This is a genomic window from Achromobacter sp. ACM02 (genome assembly GCF_014851605.1).
In the GTDB taxonomy this organism is placed as follows: domain Bacteria; phylum Pseudomonadota; class Gammaproteobacteria; order Burkholderiales; family Burkholderiaceae_B; genus Achromobacter; species Achromobacter aegrifaciens.
Genome location: NZ_JACUZY010000001.1, coordinates 627,662 through 654,484 on the forward strand (window position 1 = coordinate 627,662; position 26,823 = coordinate 654,484).

Genomic DNA, 26,823 nt, shown 5'->3' on the forward strand with positions numbered 1-26,823 from the left:
GGCTTCAACACGGACCTGGCGCAGACGTTACCGATTCTGGCAAGCCTGTTCAAATGAAACAGCGTTCGCCGCCTTTGGAATTTCGCTGTACATATGGCTAGCTGTCGCGTCGGGCGGCATGGCCCCCTCGATGCCGGCAGGCACATAGAAGACAAATAAACCCGAGGAGGAGTCAATGCGTACGTTCAATCGCAGGGCCGCGGCATTCCTGGCGAGCGGGCTGATTGCAGTGCTGGCAGGCTGCGCGTCGCCCGGAGGCAAGAAAGAAACCGTCGATATGAAGGGGCTGTCCCAGCCAGTGGAGATCGTGCGCGACCGCCACGGCGTGTCCCACATCTACGCGCAGAACCAGGATGACCTGTTCTTCGCCCAAGGCTTCAACGCGGCGCGCGACCGCCTCTGGCAACTGGACCTCTGGCGCCGCCAGGGCGAGGGCAAGATGGCCGAACAATTCGGTCCGCGCTTTGTCGAGCAGGACCGCGCGGCGCGCCTGTTCCTGTACCGCGGCGACATGCAGGCCGAATTCGCCAGCTACCACCCGCAGGGCAAGGCGATCCTCACGTCCTTCGCGGCGGGCATCAATGCCTACATCGATTGGGTCAAGGCGAATCCCGAGCAAATGCCGCCGGAATTCAAGCTGACCGGCACCGAGCCCGGCTACTGGAGCCCCGAGACCTCGCTCATCCGCATCTATGGCCTGACCCGCAATCTCAACGAAGAGGTGCGGATGGCGCAACGCGTCGCGGCGCTGGGCCTGAACGCCGTGCAGGGACTCAGCACCTTCGAGCCGCCCTTGGCGCTGCAGGTGCCTGCCGGACTGGACGTGCGCGACGTCGACAGCAAGGTCCTGGGCGACTACAACCTGGCGCGCAACGGCCAGAAATTCGTCGCCGCCGACTTCCCGCGCAGCCCGCTCGCGGCCGCCGAGCGCGAAAAACTTGCGCAGGAATTGTCCGCGAATCTGCTGGCGTCGCTGGATCCGGCGTTCGACCCCATGGCGACCCGCTACGAGAGCAACAACTGGACCATAGCCGGCCAGCATACGGCCAGCGGCAAGCCCATCCTCGCGGGCGATCCGCACCGGTCCATCACCATGCCGTCGCTGCGCTACATGGTGCACCTGAACGCGCCGGGCTGGAACGTGATCGGCGCGGGCGAGCCGGCGCTGCCCGGCGTGTCCATGGGCCACAACGACCGCATCGCTTTCGGGCTGACGATCTTCGCCTTTGGCGACGAGGAAGACCTGTACGTCTACGACACCAATCCAGCCAGGCCGGACGAATACCGCTACAACGGCCGCTGGGAAAAGATGCGCCAGGTGGATGAGTCGATCCCCGTGCGCGGACAGGCAGCGGCAACGCGCCAGCTGAAGTTCACCCGCCACGGCCCGGTGATCTACGTGGATCCGGTCAAGCGCAAGGCCTACGCCTTGCGCGCGGCCTATCTGGAATTTCCCGGAACCGCGGCCTATCTGGCCAGCCTGCGGCTGAACCAGGCGCAGAACTGGAACGAGTTCGTCGCCGGCATGGAAAAGCACTACACGCCCAGCGAGAACATGGTGTATGCCGACGTGGACGGCAACATCGGCTGGTTCGGCGGCAGCATCGCGCCGATACGCCCGCGCGCGGATTGGTCCGGCATGCTCCCCGTGCCCGGCAATGGCGAGTTCGAATGGCGCGGCGTCCTGCCGGGCAGCGCGCTGCCCCGCGCCTACAACCCTCCCGAGGGCTATGTCGCCACCGCCAACGAATACAACCTGCCGGCCGACTACCGCTACAAGGACATGTCCGCCCGCACCTGGGCCGAACCCTACCGCGTGCAGCGCATACGCGAGGTGCTGGCCGACAGCAAGGGGCAGACGGTCCAGAGTTCGCAGGCGCTGCAGTACGACAACCTGTCCATTCCGGCGCGCACGCTGACGGGCTACGCGAAGTCGCTGAATTCGGCCGATCCCGCGACGTCGCAGGCCTTGAGCATGCTGAAGGACTGGGACGCCCGAGTGGGAACGGAATCGCGCGCGGCCACGGTGTACGAGTTCTGGCTGCCCGAGGTCGTCAAGCGCGTGACTGAACTCTACGTGCCTGCCAACGGCCGGGCCGCCTTCGGCAATCTGTCCACCGCCAAAACGCTGGAAAAGCTGGCCACGCCGGACAGCGCTTTCGGTGCGCAGCCGCAGCAGGGCCGTGACGCGCTGCTGCTGCAGGCGCTGAACGACGGCTTGCAGAAGCTGCGCGCCAAGCTGGGACCGGATTCCTCGCAATGGCAGTGGGGCAAGCTGCACCACATCCAGTTCGAGCACAGCCTGGCCAGCCTGTTGCCCGAGGCCACCGCCAATGCCTACGGCACGCCGCGCTATCCGGTCAGCGGCGACAACGACACCGTGCACCGCGCCACCTTCCGCGCCAGCGACTTCCGCCAGACCAGCGGCGCGTCATACCGCCAGGTGATCGACGTGGCTGACTGGGACAACTCGCGCATGCAGAACGTGCCGGGACAATCCGCCGACCCGCGCAGCCCGTATTACCAGAACCTGCTCAAGGACTGGGCAACGGGCGAGTATTTCCCCATGGCGTTCAGCCGCGCCAAGGTGGATAGCGAGAAGGCGGGTACCTTGAATCTGCGTCCGGTACAGCGCTGACGGAGAGGGCCAGGAAAGACCACGCCGGCAAGCGCCAATAATTGGCGTCTGCCGGCGCTTTTTTATGCGCCGCGCTGGCCTTATCGAGAATTAATTGACACCCAGATAAATATCTCATAAATTAATTGCCTGGGTGTTAATTAATTGGAGAGGCTCGTGGCTGAGAAAGAGATGGCCGCAGTGACGGCAGGCATGCGGGGGGCATCCTGGGATGCCGAGTTGATGCAGCGGCCCTATAAGGTTGTGCCTTACGCCTTGGGCACGGCCGACGGCCAGCGGACCCTGGGCTTCCTGTTCACGGCGACAGGCAAGGAGCGTACGGTCGTATCCCTGATGCATCCGCGCGAGATGTCCGTTACGCACTATATGGTGCCGACGGTGCTCGATGCGGGCTGCGCCTGCTGGGTGCAGGGGCCGCGCTCGATCGGCAACGACCTCAGGCTGGAGCATGAGATCGCCTTGTTCGATGTGGCGGCGGGCATGCAGCACTTGCGGGATCTTGGCTACGAACGCATCGTCCTCCTGGGCAATTCGGGCGGCGCCGGGTTGTATGCGCTGTACAACCAGCAGTCCCTTTTGGCGCCGGATTCCCGTATCGGCAAAACGCCTGCCGGCCGCCCCACCAAGCTGAACGAACTCGCCATGCCGGTGGTGGACGGACTGGTGTTGCTGTCGCCGCATCCGGGGCAAGGCAGGCTGCTCATGTCTGGTCTGGATCCCTCGGTCGTTGACGAAGCCGATCCGATGCGTACCGATCCGGCGCTGGATCCGTTCAGCGCCGAGAACGGCTATGACGCGCGGACGGGGCAGGCGCGGTACGACCAGGCGTTTCTCGATAAGTATCGTGCCGCGCAGGTCGAGCGTGTGCGGCGCATCGACCAGCAAGCGCGCGCCTTGCTCGCCGCCAAGCAGGATGCCCGCGGCAAGGTCAAGGCGGGTTCGCTGCAGCCGCTGGACCGGCAGCAGGCCGCATTCGCGCCGATCTTTCACGTCTGGCGCACGGATGCGGACCCCAGGGCCTGGGATATCACGCTGGATCCTTCGGACCGCAAGACCGGCTCGCTTTGGGGCAAGGATCCCTTCGTGTCCAACTGGGGCAGCGTGGGCTTTGCCCGGATAGTAACGCCGGAGTCCTGGCTGTCGACCTGGTCGGGACTCTCGTCCAATGCCGCGCTGGAGCAGACCCTGCCGGCCGTGCGGCAGCCGACGCTGCTGATCGAGTACACCGGAGACCAATGCACGTTCCCGGCCGACATCGTCGCCATCCACGGCCAGATCGGTACACAGGCCAAGACCCATGTGCGGGTGCGCGGCAACCACCATGGCATGGCGCTGGCCAAGGACGAGCCCGCCGGCAGGACGGTAGCGGCCCAGCATCTGGAAGCGTGGTTGCGCGCGCATTTCTGACCGGGCAATCCGTAGACACGCCCGCCACGGGCGCAAGAGGAACGATCAATGACGAGTCTGGAAAGGATCTTGCCGGCCGAGCGCCTGCTGGGCGTGCGTTACCCGGATGAAGACAGGGTGCGCGAGTATGTGCGCCAGGGCGTGCTTACTGGGGAAACCCTGGCGGGCGGCCTGCGCGATGCCTTTGCCGTTCACGCCGACAGGCTGGCGCTGGTAGGGCCGGACGGTCACTACACCTACCGTGAGCTGGACCAGCGCAGCGACAGGCTGGGCGCGGCGCTGCTGGATCTGGGCCTGCGGCCGCTGGACCGCGCAATCTTCCAGTGCGGCAATAGCCATGAACTGCTGGTGGCGTTCTGCGCCTGCCTGAAGGCGGGGATCATCCCCATCTGCTCCTTGCAGGCCTTCCGCAAACTGGAGATCGAATATCTGGGAAACCTGGCGCAAGCACGGCTGCACCTTGTCCAGGGCGACGATCCGAAGTTCGACGACGTGGCATTCGCAGAAGAGATGCAGCGGCATGTGCCGACGTTGGCGCATGTCGTACAGGCGCGCGGGTCCGCTCGCGGATGTGCCGTCACGATAGACGGCCTGATCGCGGCCACGCCGCTGGCAGCCGCCCGCGCGCGCCTTGCGCAAGTGCAGGCGCATCCGTTCCAGGTGGCGGTGTTCCAGCTGTCGGGCGGTACGACCGGGGTGCCCAAGATCATCCCGCGCTTTCATTCCGAGTATCTCTACAACATGCGGGCGGTGGCAGCCTGGAACCGCTACACCAGCGACGACGTGCTGTTCTTTCCCACGCCCTACATGCACAACCTGAACATGGGCTGCTTCTTCGGTCCATTCCTGTTGAGCGGCGCTCAGGTCACCGTATGCCGCAGCCTGGACGAAGCCACCTTGCAGGGCTTGGTGCGGACTTACCGGCCCACCTGGTTCGGCGTGGCGGGCCCGATCCTGACCCGCATCCTGCCCGAGCTGGACCGCGCGGACGCCAGCGTAAAGGCGCGCCGCCGTTTCATTACGCCTCGCAACGCCGCGGGCCTGGCCAGAACCACCGGATCGCCCGCATTCCATATCTTCGGCATGACCGAGGGCGTCATCATGTTCGCCAAGGAGGGCGACAGCGCGAACGTGCTCGAAAATTCGGTCGGCCGGCCGGTTTCGGGCCACGACGAGGTCCGGATCGTGACGCCCGGCACCGACACCGAAGTGCCTGTAGGTGAAACCGGCGAAGCGCTGTTCAGGGGGCCTTACACCATACGCGGTTACTACAAGTCGGAGGCGGAGGACGTCGGTCGTTTCACGGCCGACGGCTTCTACCGCTCGGGCGACCTGATGCGCTGCGAAGTGCACGACGGCCGGCGCTACTACTACTTCTGCGGGCGGATCAAGGACGTGGTGGACCGCGGCGGCGAAAAGATCAACGCCGAGGAGGTCGAGAACGTGCTTAACGGGCATCCGGCCATCCTGGCCTCGGCCGTGGTGGCCATGCCGGATCCGGTCTACGGGGAACGCGTCTGTGCCTTCGTGATAGCTCGCCTCCCTGGCGCGGCGCTCACGCTACCCATGGTCTGCGGCTATCTGCAAGAGGTCGGGCTGGCGAAGTTCAAGTGGCCTGAACGCCTGGAAGTCGTGGAAGAATTTCCCCTTTCCGCATCTGGAAAGCTGAGCAAAAAAGCGTTGCGCGGCCAGATCGCCGCCACGCTCGAGGCCGAACGCGGCCAGCAAACGAATGGAGAACACGCCAAATGAGCCCGTCCTTGCCTGAACTTTCTTCCATCCCCAAGGTGCGGCTGCACGGAGTGCACCACACGGCCAGGCCGACCTGGAAGCTCGCGCAAACCGTGCGCTTCTATCGCGACCTGCTGGGCTTGCCGCTGGTGCATGCCATTTCCGCCAAGGGATGGGGCCCGCAGAACCATCCTGATTTCCTGCACTTCTTTTTCGACAGCGGCAATGGCAGCACCATCGCCTTCTTCTACTACATCGGCACGCAGCGTCCCGAGCGCCTGACGCCCACGGATCATTACCAGGACCGCGCTACCCACACCGCCTGGCGGGTCGAAAGCGAGGCCGAGCTGCTGCGATGGCGCGCTCGCGTGGAGGCGGTCGGGATTCCCTTGCGTTACCAGATCCGCCACGAGGTGATCGAATCCATCTACTTCAACGATCCCAACGGCTATCCCATCGAAATCACCTGGCAGGTGCGGCCCTTCAGCGCGGAAGACGCGCAGGACGCCCAGAATACGCTCGAAGCCGCGATGGCATTGGAGGAGGGCGGCTTTGACTCCATCGAGCCGGTGTGGCGGGCCAAGGGCGCCGCGCTGGGCAGGCAGGCGCAGGACAAGGCGGCCATCTATGTACTGGACGTGCCCGAATTCAAGGGTTTGCTGGATGCCGCCCGCGGCAGCGCGGGCTATTCCACGCAGCCCGCCGGAAACGGCTATCTGTGCATCTTGGGCAATCCTGGGCTGCGGTTCGAGCGCAAGGAACTGGGCTTTAAACCGGCCGTCTGGTATGGCGCCTTGACCGGCGGGTTGAGCGGCCGTATCGAACAGTTCGACATGGACGTCCTGTCCATTGCACCTCTGGAGCTCGCATGAAAGCCGCCATCATCGGAGGCGGGCCGGCGGGCCTGTTTCTTGCCATCCTGTTGAAACAGCGCCAACCGGCCGCGGCCGTCACCGTGTATGAACAGAACCCGGCCGATGCCACCTTCGGCTTCGGCGTAGTCATGGCCGACAAGGGGCTGGATCGATTGCGGGATGCCTCCCCCGGGGTATTCGACGCGCTCGCCGGCGCCATGCGCTTCAGCGACCGGCAGGTCATCGTGTCGAACGAGACGCCGGTCACGGTGCAGCGCCCCGGCAGCGGCGGCGCCATTGCGCGCATCGAGCTGCTGCGCATCCTGGGCGTACACGCCAGGCGGTTGGGCGTGGATGTGCGCTACCAGGAACGGATCGATGATTTCCAGGCGCTCGATGCCGATGTGGTGGTTGGCGCGGACGGGATCAATTCCCGGGTGCGTGACAGTGACGAGTGCGGGTTCGACGTGCACCGGTACAGCCTCACAAACCATTTCGCCTGGTATGGCGTCGCAAAGGCCTTCCCATCCCCAAGCCTGGTGTTCCGCAAGCACGGCGCTGGTTACTTTGTGGCGCACTACTACCCCTATTCGGCATCCATGAGCACCTTCGTCGCGGAATGCGATCACCGCAGTTGGCAGGACCTGGGCATGGAGGCGATGAGTGCCGAGGCGCGGCAGCAGCTGTTCGAACAGGTATTCGCGCCCGAACTGGACGGACACGCATTGGTCTCGAACCATTCCAGTTGGCGCCAGTTCCCGGTCATACGCGCGCGCAACTGGTGCGTGGGCAACCGGGTGCTGATAGGCGACGCGCTCAGCAGCGCACATTTTTCCATCGGGTCGGGCACGCGTATCGCCATGGAGGACGCCATCGCGCTGGCCGATGCATTGAATGGTTCGCCCGGCGATATTCCTGGTGCGCTGGCTTCATATTGCGCCACGCGCCAGCCGCAAAAGCAAAAGCTGATAGGCGCGTCGGAAGCTTCCTTCAACTGGTACGAGCGCATGCGGGACTGGATGGATCAGTATGGACCGCGGGAGTTCGTGCTGCGTTTCATGACGCGCACCGGGCGCGTCGACGTCGGCCGGCTGCGTGAGCAATATCCGGCCCTGGTGCGGGAATTCGAAGCGGCCGGGCTGATGCCTGCCGAGTGCGAGGGACAACCATGAAAGCCACCGAGATGGTCCTGAGCCTCGACCCCTTCGTGGTCCGGCGCGAGGTGCGATGGGGGGATTGCGATCCGGCGGGGGTGGTCTATACCGGGCGCTTTACCGACTACCTGTTGGGCGCGGTGGGGCTGTATACAGAGCATCTCGGGGAAGGGAAGCGCTTGGGCGAGGCGCATGAGGTCGGCACGCCGTGCCGGGGCATGTCCTTAGACTTTACCGGTACGCTCTGGCCGGGAGACGTAGTCCATATCGCATGTAGTCTAGGAGCGCTGCGCACGCGTTCATTCGATATCCGGGCGCACGCCACCCGGCCTGACGGAAGCCCGGTATTTGCGGCGGTGTTTTCCCCCATCTGCGTACGGCAGGACGCAAGGGTGGGCACGCCCATTCCCGCCTCCTTGCGTGAGGTGCTGTTGCGGCACGGCGCCACGACGCATGATGGCTGAAGAGGCGGGACGGGCGGGATATTTGCCAGGGAGGCAATAAAACCTTAGGATGCCCCGGTCATCCGGATTTCCCAGAGTGTGCCGATATGCCCACCGCAAAAAAGCCCGCCACCGATGCCGCACCGCGCAAGCGTGGCCGTCCACCCCGGGTCGAGTCGCCGATCAACGGTGAAGCCACGCTCAGCCGGGCTGCCATCATCGAACGCGCGATCGCGCTGGCACGCGAAACCTCGCTGGATCAGATCTCCATGGTGCAACTGGCGCGCGACTTCGGCGTCGCGCCCGGCCTGATCCATTACTACTTGGGCGGGCGCGACAAATTGATATCGGGCGTGCTCAACAACTACTACCGGGAGCGGCTGGCACGGATGCCGGCGCTGACCGGCGACTGGCGCGCCGACATCGAAACCATCGCGCGAGTCAGCCTGGCCTTTGCGGTGGAGAATCCCGGCGTCAGCACCTATGTCGCCTCCCATAACCGCTTCCGCCTGTTCCAGGACGTGGATTCAGGTGAAACCGATTTTGGCGCGGTGTTCTTCAACCACGTGACCACGGCCTTCATGCAAGGTGGCTTTTCGGCTGAGCAGGTGGCCCTGGCCTACCACCTGCTGGCGCAATTCCTGGTCGCAAGCAGCCGTGCCGAAGCGTCCAAGCAGTTGCCTGTCTACCATCGCGATTTCATCCGCGGACGGCTGGATGCCATGCCGGCGGACCGCTATCCCGGAGCCCGCTACGTCGCAGAGGCGTTCTCAGGACTAAGTACCGAATTGGCATTTGAAGCCGGCCTGCGGATCCTGCTCGACGGCATCGCGCAATGGGCCCGGGAGCCTGGCGTGCAGGCCAAGCCCAAACGCAAGACGGCCACCCGATAGTCCTCCCCGATTCCGGCGCGCAAGTGCGCGAGCGCGTGGTGTAAACCCTTATTTAACACTATATCAATTAAATTTATATTTAATTGATATAGTGGCAATTAATAAGCGGCCGTGGACCTTTTCCGGCACGCGCCCATAAGGAGACATCATGAAAGCAGCACGCTGGCTGACGGGGTTGGCTATTGTTCTGGGTTGCGCGACTTACAGCGCTGCAGGCGCGCAGCAGTACCCCGACAAGCCGGTCAGGATCATTGCACCCACGGCCGCGGGCAGCGCGCCGGACATCATCACGCGCCTGATCGCCGACAGGCTGGGCCGCCAATGGGGGCACCAGGTCATCGTCGAGAACCGCCCCGGGGGGAATGGCATCATCGGCATGAACGCGCTGACCCGCGCCGACCCGGACGGCTACACACTGGCCATGTTCCACGCAGCCGCGGCCGTCACCACGCCGTTCCTGTACCAAGCCGCCAAGTTCGACATCGAACGCGATACCGAAGTGGTTGCCACGCTGGCCTATACGCCCATGATGCTGGTCACGACTCCCGGCACGCCTTACCGTTCGGTCGCCGACCTGATCGCGGCCGCCAAAGGGGGAGAGGCTTCGGACCTGGTGATAGGCAGTCCGACCCGCGGTTCGATACCCAACCTGTCGGTCTACCTGATCGGCCAACTTGGCGGCCGCGAGTTCCGGCAGGTCAGCTTCAGCGGCACCTCGCAAGCTTTGCAAGCCCTGATCAAGGGCGACATACCTGTCTACATAGACGGCGTCGCGCCGCTTGTGCCTCTGGTGCGCGCGGGCAAGCTGGTGCCGGTTGCGATGAGCGCGGATCGGACGCTGCCGGGCTTCGAAGGCATTCCCTTGGTCAAGGACACCTTGCCCGGCATGGTGACCTTGGGCTGGTTCGCGGTCTTTGCGCCGAAGGGGACGCCGGCGCTGGTTCTGGACACCCTGAACGCGGCCATCAACAAAGCCCTGCAGGAATCGGAGGTGCAGAGCCGTCTGGCGGACCTGGGAACCTTCGTCATGCCGCTAAGCCGAACCCAGGCCAGCGCGTTCGTGCATGACGAAAAGGGGAAATGGGGCGGCGTCATCGCCACCGCGCAGGTCAAAGCGGAGTAGAGGCAGACGCCTTGAGGGCGCTAGACGCGTGCTCTGCTGCCCTTATACGGTGAGCCTGCGCGCTATCGCGGCCCGGCCAGGCCGCCCGTGGAGCGCCGTTCGATCAGCGTGGCCTCGCTGATCATGCGTTGCGGCGCTTCCTCTTTGTCCTGCAGGCGCCGGCTGAGAAGTTCGCCGGCATGCCGGCCGATTTCGAGTGCGCTGATGGACATCGTGCTGAGCGCGGGGCGCCAGTTTTCCGCCCATTCGATGTTGTCGAAGCCGATCACGCTGACATCCCTGCCGGGCTCCTGACCGCGTTCGTACAGGGCCATCGTCACGCCGAAAGCAACGATGTCATTGAAGCAAACCAGCGCGGTGGGCGGATTCGCGGAAGAGAGCAGGCGATGCGCCGCGGCTGCCGCATCGCCGATCTTGGGCAGGCAACTGGCCACCAGTTCCTGATCCACGGACAGCCCCTTTGCCTGCAACGCGTCGCAATAGCCGAGATAGCGGTCATGGCTTACGGACGTGGCCACGGAACTGCCCAGGAAGGCCAGGCGGGTATGCCCCAGCGATAGCAGGTGCCGCGTTGCGCGGCCCGCGCCGGCGCGGTTGTCCGTACCCGCGTAATCCAGGCGCGCGGAATCGACCGAGCGCAATACCTGCACCACAGGTACGCCGGCGCGGATGCAGGCATCGAAGGTCGAGGGGGCGGAGCCGGTTGCCGCGCTGATGATCAGTCCATCGACGCGCATTTCGAGCATCCGTTGCAGGATGCGGTCCTGCACCTCCAGCGATTCGCTGGTGCTGGCCATGACGACCTGCTTGCCCAGCGGCGCCATGCACTCCTCGATTCCCTGAAGTATCTCCGCGTAGACCGGATTGGCGATTTCGGGGATGACCAGGCCGATGGTGTCGGTGCGCGAAGAGCGCAGGTTGGCGGCACTGCGGTTGTAGACGTAGCCGACTTCGGCCATGGCCTGTTCGACGCGCGCGCGCGTTTTCGCGGCGACCAGGGGGCTGTTGCGGCAGACGAGCGATACGGTGGCGCGGGACACGCCCGCGACGCGGGCTACGTCTTTCAATGTGGTCATGGGGGTGCGGGTACCTTGAGGATCTACCCTGGAGAAAAACCATGAAAACCAGAATTGCTTCCGTGTGCCTGGCGCTGGCAGGGCTGTTGCCCGCGGTTACGCATGCCGCCGAGCTGAAGTTCGGGTTGGGCATTGCCGATGACCACCCCTTGGCCGTAGGCGCCCGGAAATTCGCCGACCTGGTGAAAGAGCGCAGCGCCGGGCGGCTGACCATTGCGACCTACAGCAGCAACCGGCTTGGATCCGATCCGCAGATGCAGCAGGCGCTGCAGGCGGGCGTGCAGCAGATGATGCTCGGCCCGCCATCGAACCTGGTGGGCGTGGTGCGCGATTTCGCCGTCTTCGATCTGCCTTTCACGATCACGAACTACCAGGAGGCCGATGCGCTGCTCGACGGCCGCACCGGCGCGCTGTTGTTCCAGAAGCTCGAAGGTGCGGGATTGGTCGGCCTGGCGTACTGGGAAACCGGCTTTCGCGAAGTCACCAATTCCAAGCGTCCCATCGTCAGGGCCGAAGACCTGGCGGGCCTGAAGATACGTACCATGCAAAGTCCGGTGTTCCTCGAAAGTTTCAAGGCGCTGGGAGCCAATGCGGTTCCGATGCCGTTCACCGAGGTCTACACGGCGCTGGAAACCCGCGCCATCGACGCGCAGGAGAACCCGGTGGGAATCATTCAGAGCGCCAAGATCAACGAGGTGCAAAAGTATCTGTCCCTGACCAACCATGTCTACAACCCGAGCGTGGTCATGGCCAGCAAGAAATGGTGGGATGGGCTTTCCGAAGCCGACCGCGGCATCGTACGCGGCGCGGCGCGCGAGGTTGCCACGTTCCAGCGGCGGCTGGTCCGCGAGGAGGCTGCCAAAGTGCTGGACCAGCTGAAACAGGACGGCATGGTGATCAACGAGATTCCAGCCTCCGAATTGGCATTGATCAGACAGAAGACGCTGCCGGTCGTACGCAAGTATTCCGAGAAGCTGGATCCGGCGGTGCTGGCGGCGGCCAAACACGATCTGGCTGAAGTTCCGGCCGGCGGTAAGGCTCAGTAGCGCCGCGCAGGGGAGAGTCATGCAACTTAAGCTGTCCGTCCGCGTGCGGGCGCGGATGGGGCAGGCACTCCGTCGATGTCCGAATTGACAAGGGTGCTTACCGACGGTTGCGGGTGCGGCGGGCCTTGCGCAGTTAAGGTTTTGGGGTCGCACGGCATTCCCGATCCAGGAGACTGAGGCCCCCATGCATTCCACGCAATCCTACAAGACCGTTATCCCGCGCCAGTCCGCGAGCCGCTCGCCGTTGGGCTGGCTGCAGGAGCGTACGCAGTTCGTCCGGGCGCTGCTGTCCAATCCCGCGGCCATAGGCGCTGTGGCGCCGTCCGGCCCGGCACTGGCAGCGGCCATCACCGCCTGCATACCGCCCGGCGCGGGCAAAGTCCTGGAACTGGGCTGCGGCACGGGCGTGTTCACGCGCGAAATGCTGCGCCGCGGAGTAGATCCGTCCAGTTTGGTGCTGGTCGAGCAGGACCAGGCCATGAGTTCCAGCTTGCGGGCGCAGTTTCCGCAAGCGGCGGTCCTGCAGGTGCCGGCGCAGGAACTCTGCCGCAAGCGCCATCCCGAGATGGATGGCATCGGCGCCGCCATCTGCGGCCTGCCGTTGCGCAACATGAGCCATGCGCATCACCAGCAACTGCTGGCCGCCGTGTTCGACGCGCTGCCGGCAGAGGGCTCGATGGCGCTATTCACCTATGGCGTGCGTTGTCCGATATCCGCCAGTGTGCTGGAGGCTTGCGGCTTGCAGGCCAGCAAGGTCGGGTTCGTGCCGCTGAACCTGCCGCCGGCGTCGGTGTACAGCCTGGCCCGGCGGGCCTAGGCCGCGCTGGCTGGCATGGGCTCGTCCTATCCAAATGGGCTAGGGCAGGGTATTGCAAATAACTAATTGACACGAAAAGATCGCTCAACCAACATCGCAGTCATAACTATTGGCGGCCTGGGACACGTGCGTGCGGGGTAGACAGCCACGTCGTAGCAGGCCGGCAGGGTTCTGGAACACCAACGATTCCGGAACCCAACGAGGAGACTGCAATGCGTTCATCCCTGATCGAGAGCGCGGCGCGGCGGCGCCTGTTGGCTGGCGGCGCCAGCGCGCTGGCCGCAGCGGGCCTGGGACGCGCGGCCTTGGCCGCGGAACAGAAAGCCGCGCCAGCCGCGGCCGCGCCACCGGCCCCGGCATCCGCCGCCAAGCCGCTGCCGGCCTACGCGGCCTGGAAGCAGCCCGATGCGATGATCGTGCACAGCGCCAACACCATAGAAACGCGGCGCGAGGCATTCGGCAGCGGGGTGGTCACGCCGCTGCGTCAACTCTACGTGCGCAACAACCTGCCGCCGCCCGACGAGTCCATCGTGGCCGACCGCGACGCATGGGTCCTTGAAATTGCCGGCGTGGCAAAACCCATGTCGCTGAGCGTGGGGCAGCTGAAGAGCATGGGCCTGCAGACGCTGGCGATGGTCTTGCAGTGCTCGGGCAATGGCCGCGGCTATTTCCCCAACAAACCCAGCGGCACGCCCTGGCAGGTCGGCGCGGCCGGTTGCGTGATCTGGAGCGGCTTGCCGGTCAGCGTCCTGGTCGAGTATTGCGGCGGACTGGAGGCGGCCGCCGTGTACATGACCGGCACCGGCGGCGAAAAACTGCCTGACGGCCTGGATCCGAACATGGTCATGGTCGAGCGTTCGGTGCCCAAGGAAGCGATGCGGGATGCGCTCCTGGCTTGGGAGCTCAACGGCGAACCGATCCCGCTGGCTCATGGCGGCCCCTTGCGCCTGATCGTGCCGGGCTACACAGGCGTGAACAGCGTCAAATACATCAAGCGGCTGGCCTTCACTGAAAAGGAAAGCCCGGCCGCGATCCAGCAGACCGGCTATCGCCTGGCGCCACCTGGGCAGAAAGGGAATCCGAGCCAGCCCTCTGTCTGGGCCATGGGCGTGAAGTCGTGGATCAATACGCCCAATCCGGCTGCGTCCACCCTGAAGGCCGGGCGCGTGGTGGTGCAGGGCGTGGCGTTTGGCGGCACCAACGGCATCAAGCAGGTCGAGGTCTCGATAGACGGCGGCAAGAACTGGCAGAAGGCGGAGCTGGTCGGCCCGGACCTCGGGCGCTATGCCTGGCGCCAGTTCGCGTTGCCGGTGGAATTGGCGGCGGGCGAACACGTGCTGGTCAGCCGGGCCACGGATACCGAGGGCCGCGTGCAGGAAGAAGAGCGTCCGCAGAATTCCGGCGGCTACATCAATAGCAGTTGGCGCGATCACGCCGTGACGGTGGTGGCCAAGGCATGAGGGAAGCTGCACTGGCGTTACCCAGGAAGCGCGCATTAGGCGCCGGATTGCTGATCGCCAGCCTCCATGCCGGCGTGTCGGCAGCCGAACCCGACATGGAGGCTGGCCGCGCCTTGTTCGTTGGCGCAACGCCAGCCTGCGCGATCTGCCATACCCTGAACGACGCGCAGTCCAGCGGCGCCATCGGTCCCAAGCTCGATGAGCTCAAGCCCGATGCGGCGCGCGTGGCGACGGCCATCCGCAATGGCATCGGCCAAATGCCGGCCTATACCAGCCTGTCGGATCAGGAAATCGAGGTATTGGCGGCATATGTGGCCAAGGCGACTGGGGGGCAGCCCTGAGCGGACTCCAGTTGCGGTGACGTTCCTCCGGAAAAAACCGGGCTGCGTCATACTCAATTTGGAGGATGTTGTGGTGGTGTTTGAACGAATCCACGCGTGGTAAAAATTCGAGAGCAACGCTCCCACGATCCATGCTCCCAGTAGCTTTCCGCGCTCTCTGAAGCGCAACGGTGCTGAAGTCTGGCTGCCGGGTATGCCGTCTCTTCAGGTGCCTGCCATGCGACAACTCGTATCCTGGTCACTGCTCGTTGCGCCTGCCACGATGGCGGCAGTGTTGTCCTTTTCCGTGGGCGCACAGTCGATGCCCCCCCCCCAGGCCGAGGCCTCGAATTGGTGCGAAGAAGCCAGGAAAGCGCTGACAGATGCCAATGGCAACGCGGTCGAGTGCGCCGCGGTTGCGAAGCGCTGCATCAAAATGAATAACTACTGGTGCCAGAAACATGGGGCCAGCTATTGGCGGGGAACGACCGACGCGCAGGGCAACGACGGCAACCGCGACGTGGACGGGCATGCGATCTTCGATTCGCCGGCCTGGTCGGCCCGCGCGATTGCGATGGACCTTCGGTCCAAGTACCGGCGGGGCCTGGTGTCTGCCGTGGATATTGCCGCAGCGCATTCGCCATGGTGCGACACGCTGGGCTCAAAAGCTGTCGTCAACGGGCATGGCAGGACCTGCAAGGATGGACGGGCAAAGCCGGCTGCGACCTTCGCGGGCCCGTGGTGCGAAGCGCCAAAGAAAGCGGCGCCCGGGACGGCCGATTGCGCTGCGGGCTGCAATTGCCCGCCTGAAATCGCGAGCGTGTTGGTGCGCGACTTGAACCTCGATATCAATGCGGACTTAAAATTGTTCGATGCCGCCGGTATGCCTCTGCCCAATCTGACAATTGTGCTTCGGAATCTGGCATTGCAGGAGCAGGGCGTCCGAGTGCGTACCAGTGTCATCGAACAAGGCATCGGTCAACTCGGAAAATGAAAAAGGCGTATCAGTGATTCAGTTGTCTCGGCGGTGTCGCGACCATCGAGTTCGACAGAGGAGGGCGCGTGTCATACCCAACATCTCGTTGCATCGTCCGAACAGCCGTCAGATTGGCGTTGGTGAGCTTCGCGGGTGGTATATCCGGATGCGCCTGGACACCGCCAAATGCCTATCCGGTTCTGGACGTCTGGAGCGATCCCAGCAAGACGAACACAGGAGAAAAAACCAATGCGCAAAAGGCATTCGACCTGTCGTCCGAAACCACCGTTGACGACGTCGTTGCGAAGCTGCAAGTTCAGACCGAATACTACCGCTACCGTTCGGAAAGGGCGCGGACCGGGGGGCTTGAGCTGCGTACGGGCGCGATTGGCGGCGCTGTGACGGGAGCCGTAGGCGCGATTATCGGCAATGTTGCTACGACCGCAGTGGGAGCGGGCATCGCGACGGGCTCCGCATTGTTAATGGCGCAGTATTCCCTGACGGCGCAGGACGCCATTTTTTCGGCGGCAGCGGCTCAATTGACTTGTGTCGTGGCTGCGGCAAGTCCGGTTCTGGGTTCCAGCCGACTGGTCCCAGAGCTGAAAAATGCCAGTAATCGCATCTTGGGCAATGTCCAGTCGAGCTTGTCGGCGTTGCAGCCCAAATGGCCCAGCGCAAGTGATCTGGCGCAGGCCTTCGATAGTGCTCGCGGTGCGCTCGCGAAAATAGCGAGTCAGCGTGAAGACGCCGCTGTGGACACGTTGGTAAGGGCCAACCTTGTTTCGTGCATCGAAACCGGCCGCCTGGCATCGGAATCCATTGTGCAGAAGTAAGGTTCAGTTGCGCTACGGGCTTAATACGCATAATGTGTATTATGTAAAGTAATGGATCTAGCGAGATTGGCCTTCCACGTTCAATCGCAAGTAAATGGGCGTACGCTTGTCCTCCAAGCCATTCCCGCCGTCTACACGTCCACATGTCGATCCGCTCAGCATCCCCCGCGCTGGCCGCGGCGCTCCTGTTCGGCGCGAGCACGCCATTCGCCAAAACCTTGGTCGAAGGCGTCGCACCGTTGCTGGTGGCTGGACTTCTCTATCTGGGCAGCGGGCTGGGTCTCGGCATCCTGCTGGCGCTACGTCACATCGGCCGCGGCCACAGCCCGGGGGATGCGCCTGGCTTGCGGATTCCGCGCGCAGACCTGCCCTGGCTGGCGGGTGCGATTGCGACAGGCGGCGTGCTCGGCCCGGCGCTGCTGATGCTCGGGCTGACCCAGACGAGCGGCGCCTCGGCCTCGCTCTTGCTGAATATCGAAGGGGTGCTCACGGCCATCATCGCGTGGTGCGTGTTCAAGGAAAACGCCGACCGCCAGATCGTGCTCGGCATGGTCGCGATCGTGCTCGGCGGCGCACTGCTGTCTTGGGAGCCGGGCGGCATGGCGCCGTCACCCGGGGCGCTGCTCATTGTTGGGGCCTGTCTCTGCTGGGCCATAGACAACAACCTGACGCGTCGGGTCGCCACCAATGACGCCATGCTGATCGCCGGTCTGAAAGGCTTGTCTGCCGGAGCGGTCAGTACGATCCTGGCGCTGCTTGGTGGCGCCGAACTTCCGCCCGTCACCATGGTGGGGGCCAGTCTTGTCGTGGGATTTCTGGGGTACGGCCTGAGCCTGACGCTATTCGTCCTGGCGCTAAGAACGCTGGGAACCGCCAGGACTGGGGCCTATTTTTCAGTGGCGCCGCTAGTCGGGGTGATCATTTCCTTCATCTTGTGGCCCGAGAATCCGGGCCTTCTATTCTGGCCGGCGGCCGCCCTGATGGCGCTGGGCGTGTGGTTGCACCTGCGCGAACGGCATGCGCACGAACATACCCACGAAGCCATGGAACATAGCCACCGTCACGTGCACGACGAGCACCACCAGCACGCGCATCCCTTTGCCTGGGATGGCGCGGAGCCGCATACGCATCCGCACCGTCATGAAGCGCTGACGCACACGCATCCCCACTATCCGGATATTCATCACCGGCATCGTCATGGGCCAGGGCATGGAATCCGAGCGCGGAAGGCATAGGTTTTCGCCACCGCCCTCCTCGCCTGCGTGTCTGGGCGTCCAAGGCGGATCCCGTCTTGGATTCAACGCGGCCCCAACACCTCGGCCAATTGCGCACCCTGGGGCATGCCTCTGAATTTCTTGACCGAGCCGTCGCTCTCCCGCACCACGATGCCGGGCGTGCCTCGGAACCCGCTCGACAGCATCAGCATGTGGTTGTCTTCGAGGGTCTGGAGTACAGCGTCGGGAATGCTGTCGGCAGGCTTGATGCCGCCCTGATCAAACTTGTGTTCGTTTTCGATCAGTGCGGCCGTTGGGTCGGGAGCGCCAAGGATAGCCGCGGCCTTTGCCGGACTGTCTGCCCGGATCACGCCCACGAGCAGATGGCGAAGCTGCACCTTTCCGGCGTCCACCCAGGGGCGCGCTGCTTCCCAGAACTGGTGGCAGTAGGGACAGTTTGCATCGGAGAAAGTGTAGATAATGCGGGGCGCGTCGGGTTTGCCGTCCTGTACCCAGGTCGCGGATTCCAATTGACTCCACGTCTTTTCGCCCAGCGGCTTTTCAACCAGGTCCCGCAGTTTCATTCGGTCGATGGGCTTGCCATTGGCGTCCAGGCGCGTGCCCACGATGGCGTTGCCATCGCTGGTGAGGTAGACGGCGATGGGGCGGTCTTCTGCCGTGCCGGCGAAAGCGCGCAGGCCGCCTTCCACATCGAACTCTCCCACGATGGTGAGGCCTTGCGCTTCCAGTGCCTGGATGGCCGGCGGTCGGGCTCCGGTCTGGGCCTGGCTGTAGCCGGCTGCCAGCACGAGCGGGATGGCTGCGATGGATGAAATACGCATACGCAATGCAAACATGGTCATTCCTTACTTGGGTAAATCTTGGATGCCGTCTCGGGGCATATCGAAACGCCGCGACATCTTGTCCTTGAGGGCTGCCATGGTGATCTCGCCCAGATGCGTGTCCACCAGGCGTCCCTGCGCGTCATAGAACAAGGTCGTGGGCAGGCCGCGTGAATTCACCGCCCGCATGGACGCGGACGCAGGGTCGAGCAAGACGTTGCGCAATGCCAGGCCTTCGCTCTGGATGAAGTCATGCGCCTGTTGCGCGCCCTCCCCCTGATTGACCAGGACGATGCTGACGCCCGGGAACTCGGACTGCGCCTGTTCCAGGGCGGGCATCTCACGGCGGCAAGGCGGGCACCAGCTCGCCCAGAGGTTGACGACTAGCGGTTTGCCCTCGTATGACCTCAGCGCGATGGGGCTCCCATCCAGCGTTTGCAACTGCAAGTCCGGCAGACGCGGCGGCTCGAGCAGCAGCGGCAGCAGCGCGCCGCCTGCGAACCAGGCCACGACCCCGACCAATATGCCCGCGTATATGGGACGGCGCGGCGCCGGCATGGTACGGGTCCGCCACCAGACGAAGGCCAGCGTGGCCGGCACCCCAACCCACCAGTAGTATCCGCCATCGCCGATTGCGATCAGCGCCATGGGAGCTGCGAAGTAGTCTTCCCACCAGAAGGCGATGTATCCCAGGCGCGCCGCGACAATGCCCCAAAACACGCCGTCGAGCAGCACGGCGCCGGCAAGCCGATGAGAAGCGTCCGGCAGGCGTTTGGCCAGCGCGCGCGTCACCAGCCAGGAAAACAGTACAGCCGCGAAGACGCCCATGCTTTGAATGGAGAAGGGACCGATGCCTATCATGGCGTTCCCGCCTTGTTCAGTCGCCCCAGGAAATCAGCGGCGCTGACCTCCCCCACCACGCGGAGGTCTCGGCGCTCCGTGCCGTCGGGTCCCACCAGGATGAGCGTGGGCGGCCCCATGACGCCCCAACGCTTGAGCAGGGCCTGATCCGTTGCGTCGTTGCGTGTCACGTCCGGCCGCAGCACCTGCATGCGCGCCAGCCGCTGCGCCACAGCGGGGTCGCCGAACACATTGCGTTCGATCACGTGGCAACTGATGCACCAGTCGGCGTAGAAGTCGATCAAGGTCCATTGGCCGCGCGCGGCCGCGTCCGCCAGACGCCTGTCCACGTCCTCGACCGACTTGGCCTCGACGTAGGCTGGCTTGTTGGCGATGGCTGGCACGGCGGCCGACGAGGCGGCGCGCAGGTGCGCCAGCGGCTGTGACAGTGAATCACCGCCCGACGCGGCGCCCACCAGCATGAGAATGGACCACAGGCCTGCGATGGCTCCCAGTGTGCGCAAGGCCCACATCAGACGCAGCTTTTGCGCGACCGCTTGCGCCCAGGCCTGCAGGCCGATGGCGATGGACAGTATCCAGGCCCCCCAGAGCGCCAGGCTCAAGGTGGCTGGCAGGAAGCGGTCGAGCATCATCACTGCCATCCCGACCATCACGTAGCCGAACGCGATGCGCACGCGATCCATCCACGCGCCCGGCTTGGGCAGTACGCGGGCGCCGAATATGGCGATCACCAGCAGCGGCAGGCCCATGCCCAGGCCCAGGGCAAACAATGCCAAGCCGCCATACAGCGCGCTGCCGGTCTGGCTGATGTAGAGCAGCGCTCCCGCCAAGGGCGCGGTCATGCATGGCCCGACCAGCAATGCCGACAAGAAGCCCAGCGCCGCAGCGCCGACCACGTTTCCGCCCGCGCGCCCCTGGTTGGCGGATCCGACCCGGTTCAACAAGGCGGACGGCAGGCGCAGTTCGAACATTCCGAACAAGGAACTGGCGAGAATCAGGAACAAGGCTGCGAACGCTCCCAGCAGCCAGGGGGATTGCAGGGTCGCCTGGAGATTCGCGCCTGCCAAGCCGGCTGCCACGCCCACGGCGGCATAGGTGGCGGCCATTGCCAGCACATAGGACAGGGACGTGACGAAAGCGCGCCGCGGACTGGCCTGAGCGCCCACGACCATGCTGGAGATGATGGGGATCATCGGCAAGGTGCAAGGCGTGAAAGCCAGGAGCAGGCCGAAGCCGAAGAACAGCAATGTGCCTGCGATCGGCCCCAGCGTCGCCAGGCGTTGGGCAGCAGCCTGGTCCTCGGCGACGTTGGCTGCGCCGCCGGCGCCCGCCTCCGGCTGACTGGTGGTGGCAGGAGGCTCGGCAGCGCTACCTGCCCCCGCCGCCGTCGCGGGCAAGTTCAATGCCATGGTCTGCGGAGGGTAGCAGATGCCCCCTTCCGCACAGCCTTGCCAATGCAGTGTCAACGGACCTGTGACGGAGGCGGGAAAACGCAGTCGCAGCGCATCTCCAAGATAGATTTCCGTATCGCCAAAGAACTCGTCATTCTTGGGCGTACCAGGGGGAAGATCCAGGCGGACTTCCTCGCCCTTCCCCGAAACCAGCTTCAATGAGTGGCGATAGACATAGTAGTTCTCGGCAATGTGTCCTTGCGCCGCCAGTTCCGTCCCCTGCTGCTGAACCTGCGCCAGTTTGAATACATCGACAGGATCCAGAAACTCAGCCTCCTCCTGCCAGGAAAACAGGCCTGCACTCCCCCATGCACTGCCGATGGCGAAAAAAAACAGAAACACAACGGCCAGTACTCGTCGATATACAAACAACCTCATTCCTCCGGGGCAATAGTCGGCCTTCCCCAACCGCCCTCATGTTGAGGCGCAGGGGAGCTTATCCAGCCATGATGGAGGAGATCGATTAACCGAAACTAAAGAAGGGAAAGCAGGCGTGGAACGAACGGAAATCAAGGCGCCGGCCATTCTTGGCTGAAAAGTTCTGGCCTAACATATGGGCCCTGGGTTGCAACGAATCGGGATTCAAATGCGGGTATTGCTGGTAGAAGACGATGAACTGATCGGCAAAGGAATCGTGGCTGGCTTGCGCGCGCATGGCATCACGGTGCATCACGTTTGCACTGCCGTTGACGCTGAAGCTGCCCAAACGGAAAACTCCTTCAATGCCTTGGTGCTCGACCTGGGACTTCCGGACCGTGACGGAATGGAATTGCTCTCTGCCGTGCGTAGCATTGAACCGTGTTTGCCCGTGCTGATACTGTCCGCCCGGGATGCCATCGACCACAGGATCGCGGGCCTGCAACAAGGCGCCGACGACTACATGACCAAACCGTTTGACTTGCGCGAACTGGCAGCGCGATTGCATGCGCTGGTCAGGCGCACACAGGGGCGCGCAGCCCAGATCATTGTGGCGGGACCTTTGCGTCTGGAGCCCGAAAGCGGCCTGGCTTGGTTGGGAGGCCAAGCCATTTCGCTATCGCGTCGCGAGGTGGATCTGCTGGCGCATCTGGCCGCGGCCAATGCGCGGTGGATCCCTCCTGATCTACTCAATGAACGCCTGTACGGGCTGGGCGAGGAAGTGAGCAGCAACGCGCTCAACGTTCATATCCACAACCTGCGCCGCAAGCTTGGCGCTGACGTGATTGAAACGTCGCGTGGATTGGGATTCCGGCTGGGTTGGAGGCTCGACGCATGAGTTTGCGTCTTCGTGCAGTCCTGATTGCAGGACTTTCTCTCATGGTCTTGTGGGCGGCGGCGGCGGCCTGGATGATGCTGGGCGTGCGCGCCGACCTTGCCCGCACGCTTGATGGTCGCCTGGCCATGTCGGCTCGCATGGTCTCGGGCTTGCTTGCCGGGTCTGTCATAGATCCCAACGCCAAGACTACGGATTTCACGCAAGCCATCCGCGTCAACGGCAGCGAAGGAATCGCTTGCGAGATTCGCGCGCTGCGCGGCGAGGTCCTGGCGCGCACCAGCGGCAGTCCGGCCTCGGATTTCGACAGCCTGCCCGCCGGTTACAGCACGCGCATGGTCGCCGGACACGAGTGGCGGATTTATGTGCTTCGCGATGACAGTTATCAAATAACGACAGCGGATCGCGTCGAGCAAAGGAACACGCTGATCAATGAGCTGCTGTTTGCGGCTGGCGTGCCCTTCCTGATCGCGCTTCTTGGCGGGCTGGCTGCCCTGTGGATCGGTATCGGGCAAGGCCTTGCGCCGCTGCAAGCCCTGCGCATGCAGTTGCGGGCCAAGCAAACGGACGATACCACCCCTATCGCTGTCGCAAAGCCGCCCACCGAGCTTCGTCCTGTGCTGGATGCCATGAACGGATTGTTGGGACGCTTATCCCTGGCACTCTCCAGCCAGCGGGCGTTTACCGACGCCGCGGCACACGAGTTGCGGACACCGCTGACCGTGATCGATACCCACCTGCAAGTGGCCAGGCTGACCGAAGGGGAAGAAGCCGAATCGTCACTCTGCAGTGCCGAGGAAGGCGTGAAGCGCCTGCGGGGTACGCTCGACCAGATGATGATTCTGGCGCGTGCCGAAGCATCGCCCAATTCGGAAAACGGGTGTACGTCCATCCAGGAGGTCATCGCCAGCGTCATCGATGCGACAACTGTCGAAGCGCGGCTGCGCCTGGCGGTATCCGTCGACGGCGCTGATGCTTGCTGCGCCATTCCACGCGAAATGCTGGAGGCTGCCATCCGCAACCTGGTGGACAATGCGATTCGCTACTCCCCCTATGACATGCCTGTCGAAGTCGTTGCCCGCTTCGATTCTCCAACCCGACAATGCCGCATCGTCGTGGCGGACCGGGGGCCGGGGCTCAGTGCGGATCAAGCAGCCAAGATTGGCCAACGCTTCTGGCGCGGGGACCAAGGCCGAAGCCGCAACGACGGCGCGGGTCTTGGCATCTCGATCGTGCATGCCATTGCCAAGCGGTTCGGGGGAGCATTGCATCTCAAGCCCCGGGAGGGTGGCGGTTTGGTCGCGGAACTTGTGTTTCCGTGCTGTCCGTAATTGGAGCGTGTTATGAACTTTGGAGCGACCGTGACCGAACCGACCGCCATTGAAGTTTCAGCCGAAGCCGCATCTCATAAGGGCGAATTTTTCCTGATCGACGCCAGCTTCTTGGGAAACGGCAGGATTCCCGGCATCGAAATCGCCAACGAAGAGAAGCTGATCGATCCGGGGATGAATGTCGTCTCGCGTCCTAATGGAATGCCAGATCAGTATCCGGAGCGTCCCCACCTGATTCATGTACCGGAGAAAGGCGGAATGCCACGCGATCTGGAGGTGCTTGCTGGCATATGGATTGTGTCGGAGCCATTGAAGCAACTGTTTGAGCAGTTGGACGCCGAGGCGTTTGCATTTGTGGCGTGCGACTTCAGCCTGGCTGACGGCAGCCCCGCCCCTCAGTATTACCTAGGCAATGTGCTGCGCAGACTCGACGCCCTGGATGAAGCCTCTTCCCGCGTGAGGATCAAGTTCGACCGCAACTATCAGACCGGCGAGGACGAGAAACTTTATAGCCTCGTCGGCGGAGCCAGCCTGGTGTTCAAACAGGATGTGGTGGGAGATGCCCATATCTTCCGCCAGGATCGCATGGGAGCGCCTCCCATCTGCGACCGCGCGATGTTTGATGCATTGAGTGCGGCCAACTTCTCCGGCGTACGGCTGCGCGATGTAGCCGATATCTAGAGGCACGTTTACTTAGGCCCGCGGCGGGCCTGCATGCATAAATAGTTCAATAATTGTTGTATCATTGATCAATGAATGAAGATCAAGCCGTTACTGCCCTGAATGCCCTGGCCCATGCCCAACGCCTGCGCGTGTTTCGTGCGCTTGTCGTCGCGGGGCCCGACGGCCTTACACCTAGTGTCATGGCGGAGGGGCTTGGCGTTGCCCGCAACGCGTTGTCTTTCCACTTGAAGGAGCTTGCGCACGCAGCCCTGGTCAGCGTCGAGCAGCAAGGCCGGAATCTGATCTACCGCGCGGATTTCTCCCAGATGAATGGCTTGCTCGGATACCTTACCGAGCATTGCTGCGCGGGCGGGGCTGGTGAGGGAGCCGAGACCGGCGCCAGCGCGGCATGCAGCCCGCCATCCCGCCTCCTCCAGCGGCATTGATACATGCTCGACGCTCCCGTACGCGTCGTTGGCTCCCTGGGCACGGCTCAGACGCTCGCCTGGGCGTCCTCCTATTACCTGCCGGCGATGCTGGCGGATCCGATGGCCCGCGACCTGGGGGTGTCGGCGCCGGCGGTGTATGCTGCGTTTTCCGCTGCGATGGTGGCTTCGGCCGTGGTCGGTCCCTGGGCGGGACTAGCGATCGACCGCCATGGCGGGCGCGTCGTATTGGCCGGCACGAGCCTGCTGTTTGCGCTGGGGCTGGGCTTGCTGGGCGCCGCCCAGGGCCTCTGGACGATGGTCGCCGCCTGGCTGGTTATCGGCGTGGCGATGGGGGCCGGACTCTACGAGGCAGCCTTCTCCAGCCTGGTGCGGCTGTATGGCCATCACGCCCGCGGCGCCATTACGGGGATCACGCTGATTGCCGGTTTTGCGAGCACGGTGGGATGGCCGCTTTCGGCCTGGATGGAAACCCAATTCGGTTGGCGCGGCGCGTGCCTGGGGTGGGCAGGATTGCACCTGCTGGTCGGCCTGCCGTTGAACGCATGGTTTCCGAAAGCGCCGGGCGCGGGACGAACGCAAGAGCCTGCGGACAATGCGCAGGATGTCCCCTCCTCAGCCCCCCAGCCGCGGCAGAAGAGGTATGCCACTGCCCTCCTCGCCTTCGTGTTTGCGGCGACCTGGTTCATCAGCACCGCGATGGCCACGCATTTGCCGCGCATGCTGGAAGCCACGGGCGCCACGCTCGCAGCCGCCGTGGCCGTGGGTGCGCTCATCGGTCCGGCGCAGGTGGCGGGCCGCCTGCTGGAATTCGGTTTCTTGCGGCGGGTTCATCCCTTGTTGTCCGCGCGCCTGGCTGCGCTGGCGCATCCGGCGGGCGTTGCCTTGCTGCTGGGCGGCGGTCCGGTAATGGCGCCGGTGTTCGCCGTCCTGCATGGGGCGGGCAACGGCATCCTGACCATTGCCAAGGGGACCTTGCCGCTGGTGCTGTTCGGCCCCCAGGGCTATGGCGCGCGCCAGGGCTGGCTGATGATGCCGGCGCGGGTGGCGCAGGCGCTAGCGCCATTTCTTTTCGGGGTGGCGCTGGACCGCTGGGGGGTCAACGCGCTGTGGCTGTCCGGGGGCATAGGGCTTGGCCCCTTTGCCGCGCTATTGCTGCTGCGTGCGCGGGCGTCGGCCGATTGAAATCTGAGTGTCGTATGTATAGAGGTGTTGCATGAAGTTGATCCAGAAAACCATTGAGACCCGCATCGGCGCGGAGGTGGTCCGTGTCTGAAACCCTGGCCGATTTGCCCAACATTGATTCGTCGTTGTTCCATCGACCCGGCGAGGCCGGGCTGTTTCCTGCCGTGCGGGCCGCGCACGCGCCGCGGTTCCTGCTGCTGTACGGTTCGTTGCGCGAACGCTCCTATAGCCGCCTGGTGGCCGAGGAAGCCGCGCGCTTGTTGCAGGCGCTGGGGGGCGAGACCCGGCTGTTCAATCCTTCGGGACTGCCGCTGGTCGATGACGCCAGCGATGACCATCCCAAGGTGCGCGAGCTGCATGAGTTGGTCCAATGGGCCGAAGGCATGGTCTGGAGTTCGCCCGAGCGTCACGGCGCAATGACGGGATTGATGAAGACGCAGATCGACTGGATTCCGCTGTCGGTGGGCGCGGTGCGCCCGACCCAGGGCAAGACGCTGGCGGTGATGCAGGTGTCGGGCGGATCGCAGTCCTTCAACGCCGTGAACCAGATGCGGGTGCTGGGGCGCTGGATGCGCATGTTGACCATTCCCAATCAATCGTCGGTGGCCAAGGCCTATCAGGAATTCGACGAGGCGGGACGCATGAAGCCATCGCCCTACTACGATCGCGTGGTCGACGTCGTCGAGGAACTGATGAAGTTCACCCTGCTTACGCGGGATGCCTCGCCCTATTTGGTGGATCGCTATAGCGAGCGCAAGGAGGCGGCCGCCGATCTGTCGCGCCGGATGAAGCAGGCGTCCATCTAGA

At 64.0% G+C, this 26,823-nt stretch carries 25 protein-coding genes; 21 read left to right on the forward strand and 4 right to left on the reverse strand.

Going from position 1 to position 26,823, the window contains the following annotated elements; all coding sequences use genetic code 11:
• The first annotated feature begins 175 nt into the window (after positions 1-175).
• The 8 genes from IB258_RS02890 to IB258_RS02925 all read left to right on the forward strand — a co-directional run bounded on the left by IB258_RS02890 (position 176) and on the right by IB258_RS02925 (position 10,243).
• Positions 176-2,638: a penicillin acylase family protein gene (locus IB258_RS02890; protein ID WP_192352106.1), complete on the forward strand. Its 2,463-nt coding sequence runs from the start codon at positions 176-178 to the stop codon at positions 2,636-2,638.
• A gap of 222 nt (positions 2,639-2,860) precedes the next feature.
• Positions 2,861-4,045, forward strand: a complete 1,185-nt coding sequence (locus tag IB258_RS02895; RefSeq protein WP_119451542.1) for an alpha/beta hydrolase — start codon at positions 2,861-2,863, stop codon at positions 4,043-4,045.
• A gap of 48 nt (positions 4,046-4,093) precedes the next feature.
• On the forward strand, positions 4,094-5,797 hold the full coding sequence (locus IB258_RS02900) for an AMP-binding protein (RefSeq protein WP_192352107.1): 1,704 nt from the start codon (positions 4,094-4,096) through the stop codon (positions 5,795-5,797).
• Positions 5,794-6,648 carry a VOC family protein gene (locus IB258_RS02905; RefSeq protein ID WP_119451482.1) on the forward strand — a complete coding sequence of 285 codons (855 nt, stop codon included), beginning with the start codon at positions 5,794-5,796 and terminating at the stop codon, positions 6,646-6,648. The genes IB258_RS02900 and IB258_RS02905 overlap by 4 nt, the downstream gene beginning before the upstream one ends.
• Positions 6,645-7,802: an FAD-dependent monooxygenase gene (locus IB258_RS02910; RefSeq protein ID WP_119451481.1), complete on the forward strand. Its 1,158-nt coding sequence runs from the start codon at positions 6,645-6,647 to the stop codon at positions 7,800-7,802. Before IB258_RS02905 ends, IB258_RS02910 begins: the two co-directional genes overlap by 4 nt.
• Positions 7,799-8,248, forward strand: a complete 450-nt coding sequence (locus tag IB258_RS02915) for a thioesterase family protein (protein WP_119451480.1) — start codon at positions 7,799-7,801, stop codon at positions 8,246-8,248. Before IB258_RS02910 ends, IB258_RS02915 begins: the two co-directional genes overlap by 4 nt.
• An 86-nt stretch (positions 8,249-8,334) precedes the next feature.
• Positions 8,335-9,120 carry a TetR/AcrR family transcriptional regulator gene (locus tag IB258_RS02920; protein ID WP_119451479.1) on the forward strand — a complete coding sequence of 262 codons (786 nt, stop codon included), beginning with the start codon at positions 8,335-8,337 and terminating at the stop codon, positions 9,118-9,120.
• 148 nt (positions 9,121-9,268) lie between these two features.
• Positions 9,269-10,243, forward strand: a complete 975-nt coding sequence (locus tag IB258_RS02925; RefSeq protein ID WP_119451478.1) for a tripartite tricarboxylate transporter substrate binding protein — start codon at positions 9,269-9,271, stop codon at positions 10,241-10,243.
• Positions 10,244-10,305: 62 nt separating this feature from the next.
• Here the strand turns inward: IB258_RS02925 and IB258_RS02930 are convergent, their stop codons facing one another.
• The gene (locus IB258_RS02930) at positions 10,306-11,319 is read right to left on the reverse strand and encodes a LacI family DNA-binding transcriptional regulator (RefSeq protein WP_192352108.1); all 1,014 of its coding nucleotides are present in this window, start codon (positions 11,317-11,319) and stop codon (positions 10,306-10,308) included.
• Positions 11,320-11,360: 41 nt separating this feature from the next.
• On the opposite strand from IB258_RS02930, the gene IB258_RS02935 reads away from it, so the two are divergent.
• The 7 genes from IB258_RS02935 (at position 11,361) to IB258_RS02965 (ending at position 18,006) form a co-directional block, all read left to right on the forward strand.
• A complete protein-coding gene (locus tag IB258_RS02935) occupies positions 11,361-12,365 on the forward strand; it encodes a TRAP transporter substrate-binding protein (protein ID WP_192352109.1) in 1,005 nt (334 codons plus the stop codon).
• 184 nt (positions 12,366-12,549) lie between these two features.
• Entirely contained in the window at positions 12,550-13,182 is a 633-nt protein-coding gene (locus IB258_RS02940; protein ID WP_175162756.1) for a class I SAM-dependent methyltransferase, read from the forward strand.
• Between the two features lie 212 nt (positions 13,183-13,394).
• Positions 13,395-14,642, forward strand: a complete 1,248-nt coding sequence (locus IB258_RS02945; protein WP_192352110.1) for a sulfite oxidase — start codon at positions 13,395-13,397, stop codon at positions 14,640-14,642.
• A complete protein-coding gene (locus IB258_RS02950; RefSeq protein ID WP_192352111.1) occupies positions 14,639-14,983 on the forward strand; it encodes a cytochrome c in 345 nt (114 codons plus the stop codon). Before IB258_RS02945 ends, IB258_RS02950 begins: the two co-directional genes overlap by 4 nt.
• Positions 14,984-15,200: 217 nt before the next feature.
• The gene (locus tag IB258_RS02955; protein ID WP_192352112.1) at positions 15,201-15,956 is read left to right on the forward strand and encodes a hypothetical protein; all 756 of its coding nucleotides are present in this window, start codon (positions 15,201-15,203) and stop codon (positions 15,954-15,956) included.
• 122 nt (positions 15,957-16,078) lie between these two features.
• On the forward strand, positions 16,079-16,771 hold the full coding sequence (locus IB258_RS02960) for a hypothetical protein (protein WP_192352113.1): 693 nt from the start codon (positions 16,079-16,081) through the stop codon (positions 16,769-16,771).
• Between the two features lie 143 nt (positions 16,772-16,914).
• Complete coding sequence (locus IB258_RS02965) at positions 16,915-18,006, forward strand: DMT family transporter (protein WP_192352114.1); 1,092 nt, start codon at positions 16,915-16,917, stop codon at positions 18,004-18,006.
• Between the two features lie 62 nt (positions 18,007-18,068).
• Here the strand turns inward: IB258_RS02965 and dsbG are convergent, their stop codons facing one another.
• From dsbG to dsbD, 3 genes are read right to left on the reverse strand one after another with little or no spacing between them, the layout of a single operon-like run.
• Positions 18,069-18,842: a thiol:disulfide interchange protein DsbG gene (gene dsbG / locus IB258_RS02970; RefSeq protein ID WP_125471299.1), complete on the reverse strand. Its 774-nt coding sequence runs from the start codon at positions 18,840-18,842 to the stop codon at positions 18,069-18,071.
• A gap of 9 nt (positions 18,843-18,851) precedes the next feature.
• Positions 18,852-19,688, reverse strand: a complete 837-nt coding sequence (locus IB258_RS02975; protein WP_192352115.1) for a TlpA disulfide reductase family protein — start codon at positions 19,686-19,688, stop codon at positions 18,852-18,854.
• Positions 19,685-21,517 carry a protein-disulfide reductase DsbD gene (gene dsbD, locus IB258_RS02980; protein ID WP_192352116.1) on the reverse strand — a complete coding sequence of 611 codons (1,833 nt, stop codon included), beginning with the start codon at positions 21,515-21,517 and terminating at the stop codon, positions 19,685-19,687. The genes IB258_RS02975 and dsbD overlap by 4 nt, the downstream gene beginning before the upstream one ends.
• 208 nt (positions 21,518-21,725) lie before the next feature.
• On the opposite strand from dsbD, the gene IB258_RS02985 reads away from it, so the two are divergent.
• From IB258_RS02985 to arsH, 6 genes are all read left to right on the forward strand, one after another.
• The gene (locus IB258_RS02985) at positions 21,726-22,394 is read left to right on the forward strand and encodes a response regulator (RefSeq protein ID WP_054454421.1); all 669 of its coding nucleotides are present in this window, start codon (positions 21,726-21,728) and stop codon (positions 22,392-22,394) included.
• Positions 22,391-23,722, forward strand: a complete 1,332-nt coding sequence (locus tag IB258_RS02990) for an ATP-binding protein (protein WP_054454419.1) — start codon at positions 22,391-22,393, stop codon at positions 23,720-23,722. The genes IB258_RS02985 and IB258_RS02990 overlap by 4 nt, the downstream gene beginning before the upstream one ends.
• A gap of 12 nt (positions 23,723-23,734) precedes the next feature.
• Positions 23,735-24,403 (forward strand): imm11 family protein, encoded by a 669-nt coding sequence (locus IB258_RS02995; RefSeq protein WP_192352117.1) that lies wholly within the window; start codon positions 23,735-23,737, stop codon positions 24,401-24,403.
• Between the two features lie 71 nt (positions 24,404-24,474).
• Positions 24,475-24,831, forward strand: a complete 357-nt coding sequence (locus tag IB258_RS03000; RefSeq protein WP_192352118.1) for a helix-turn-helix transcriptional regulator — start codon at positions 24,475-24,477, stop codon at positions 24,829-24,831.
• A gap of 3 nt (positions 24,832-24,834) precedes the next feature.
• Entirely contained in the window at positions 24,835-26,016 is a 1,182-nt protein-coding gene (locus IB258_RS03005) for an MFS transporter (protein WP_192352119.1), read from the forward strand.
• 83 nt (positions 26,017-26,099) lie between these two features.
• The gene (gene arsH, locus IB258_RS03010) at positions 26,100-26,822 is read left to right on the forward strand and encodes an arsenical resistance protein ArsH (RefSeq protein ID WP_175164046.1); all 723 of its coding nucleotides are present in this window, start codon (positions 26,100-26,102) and stop codon (positions 26,820-26,822) included.
• The last annotated feature ends 1 nt before the right edge of the window (position 26,823 follow it).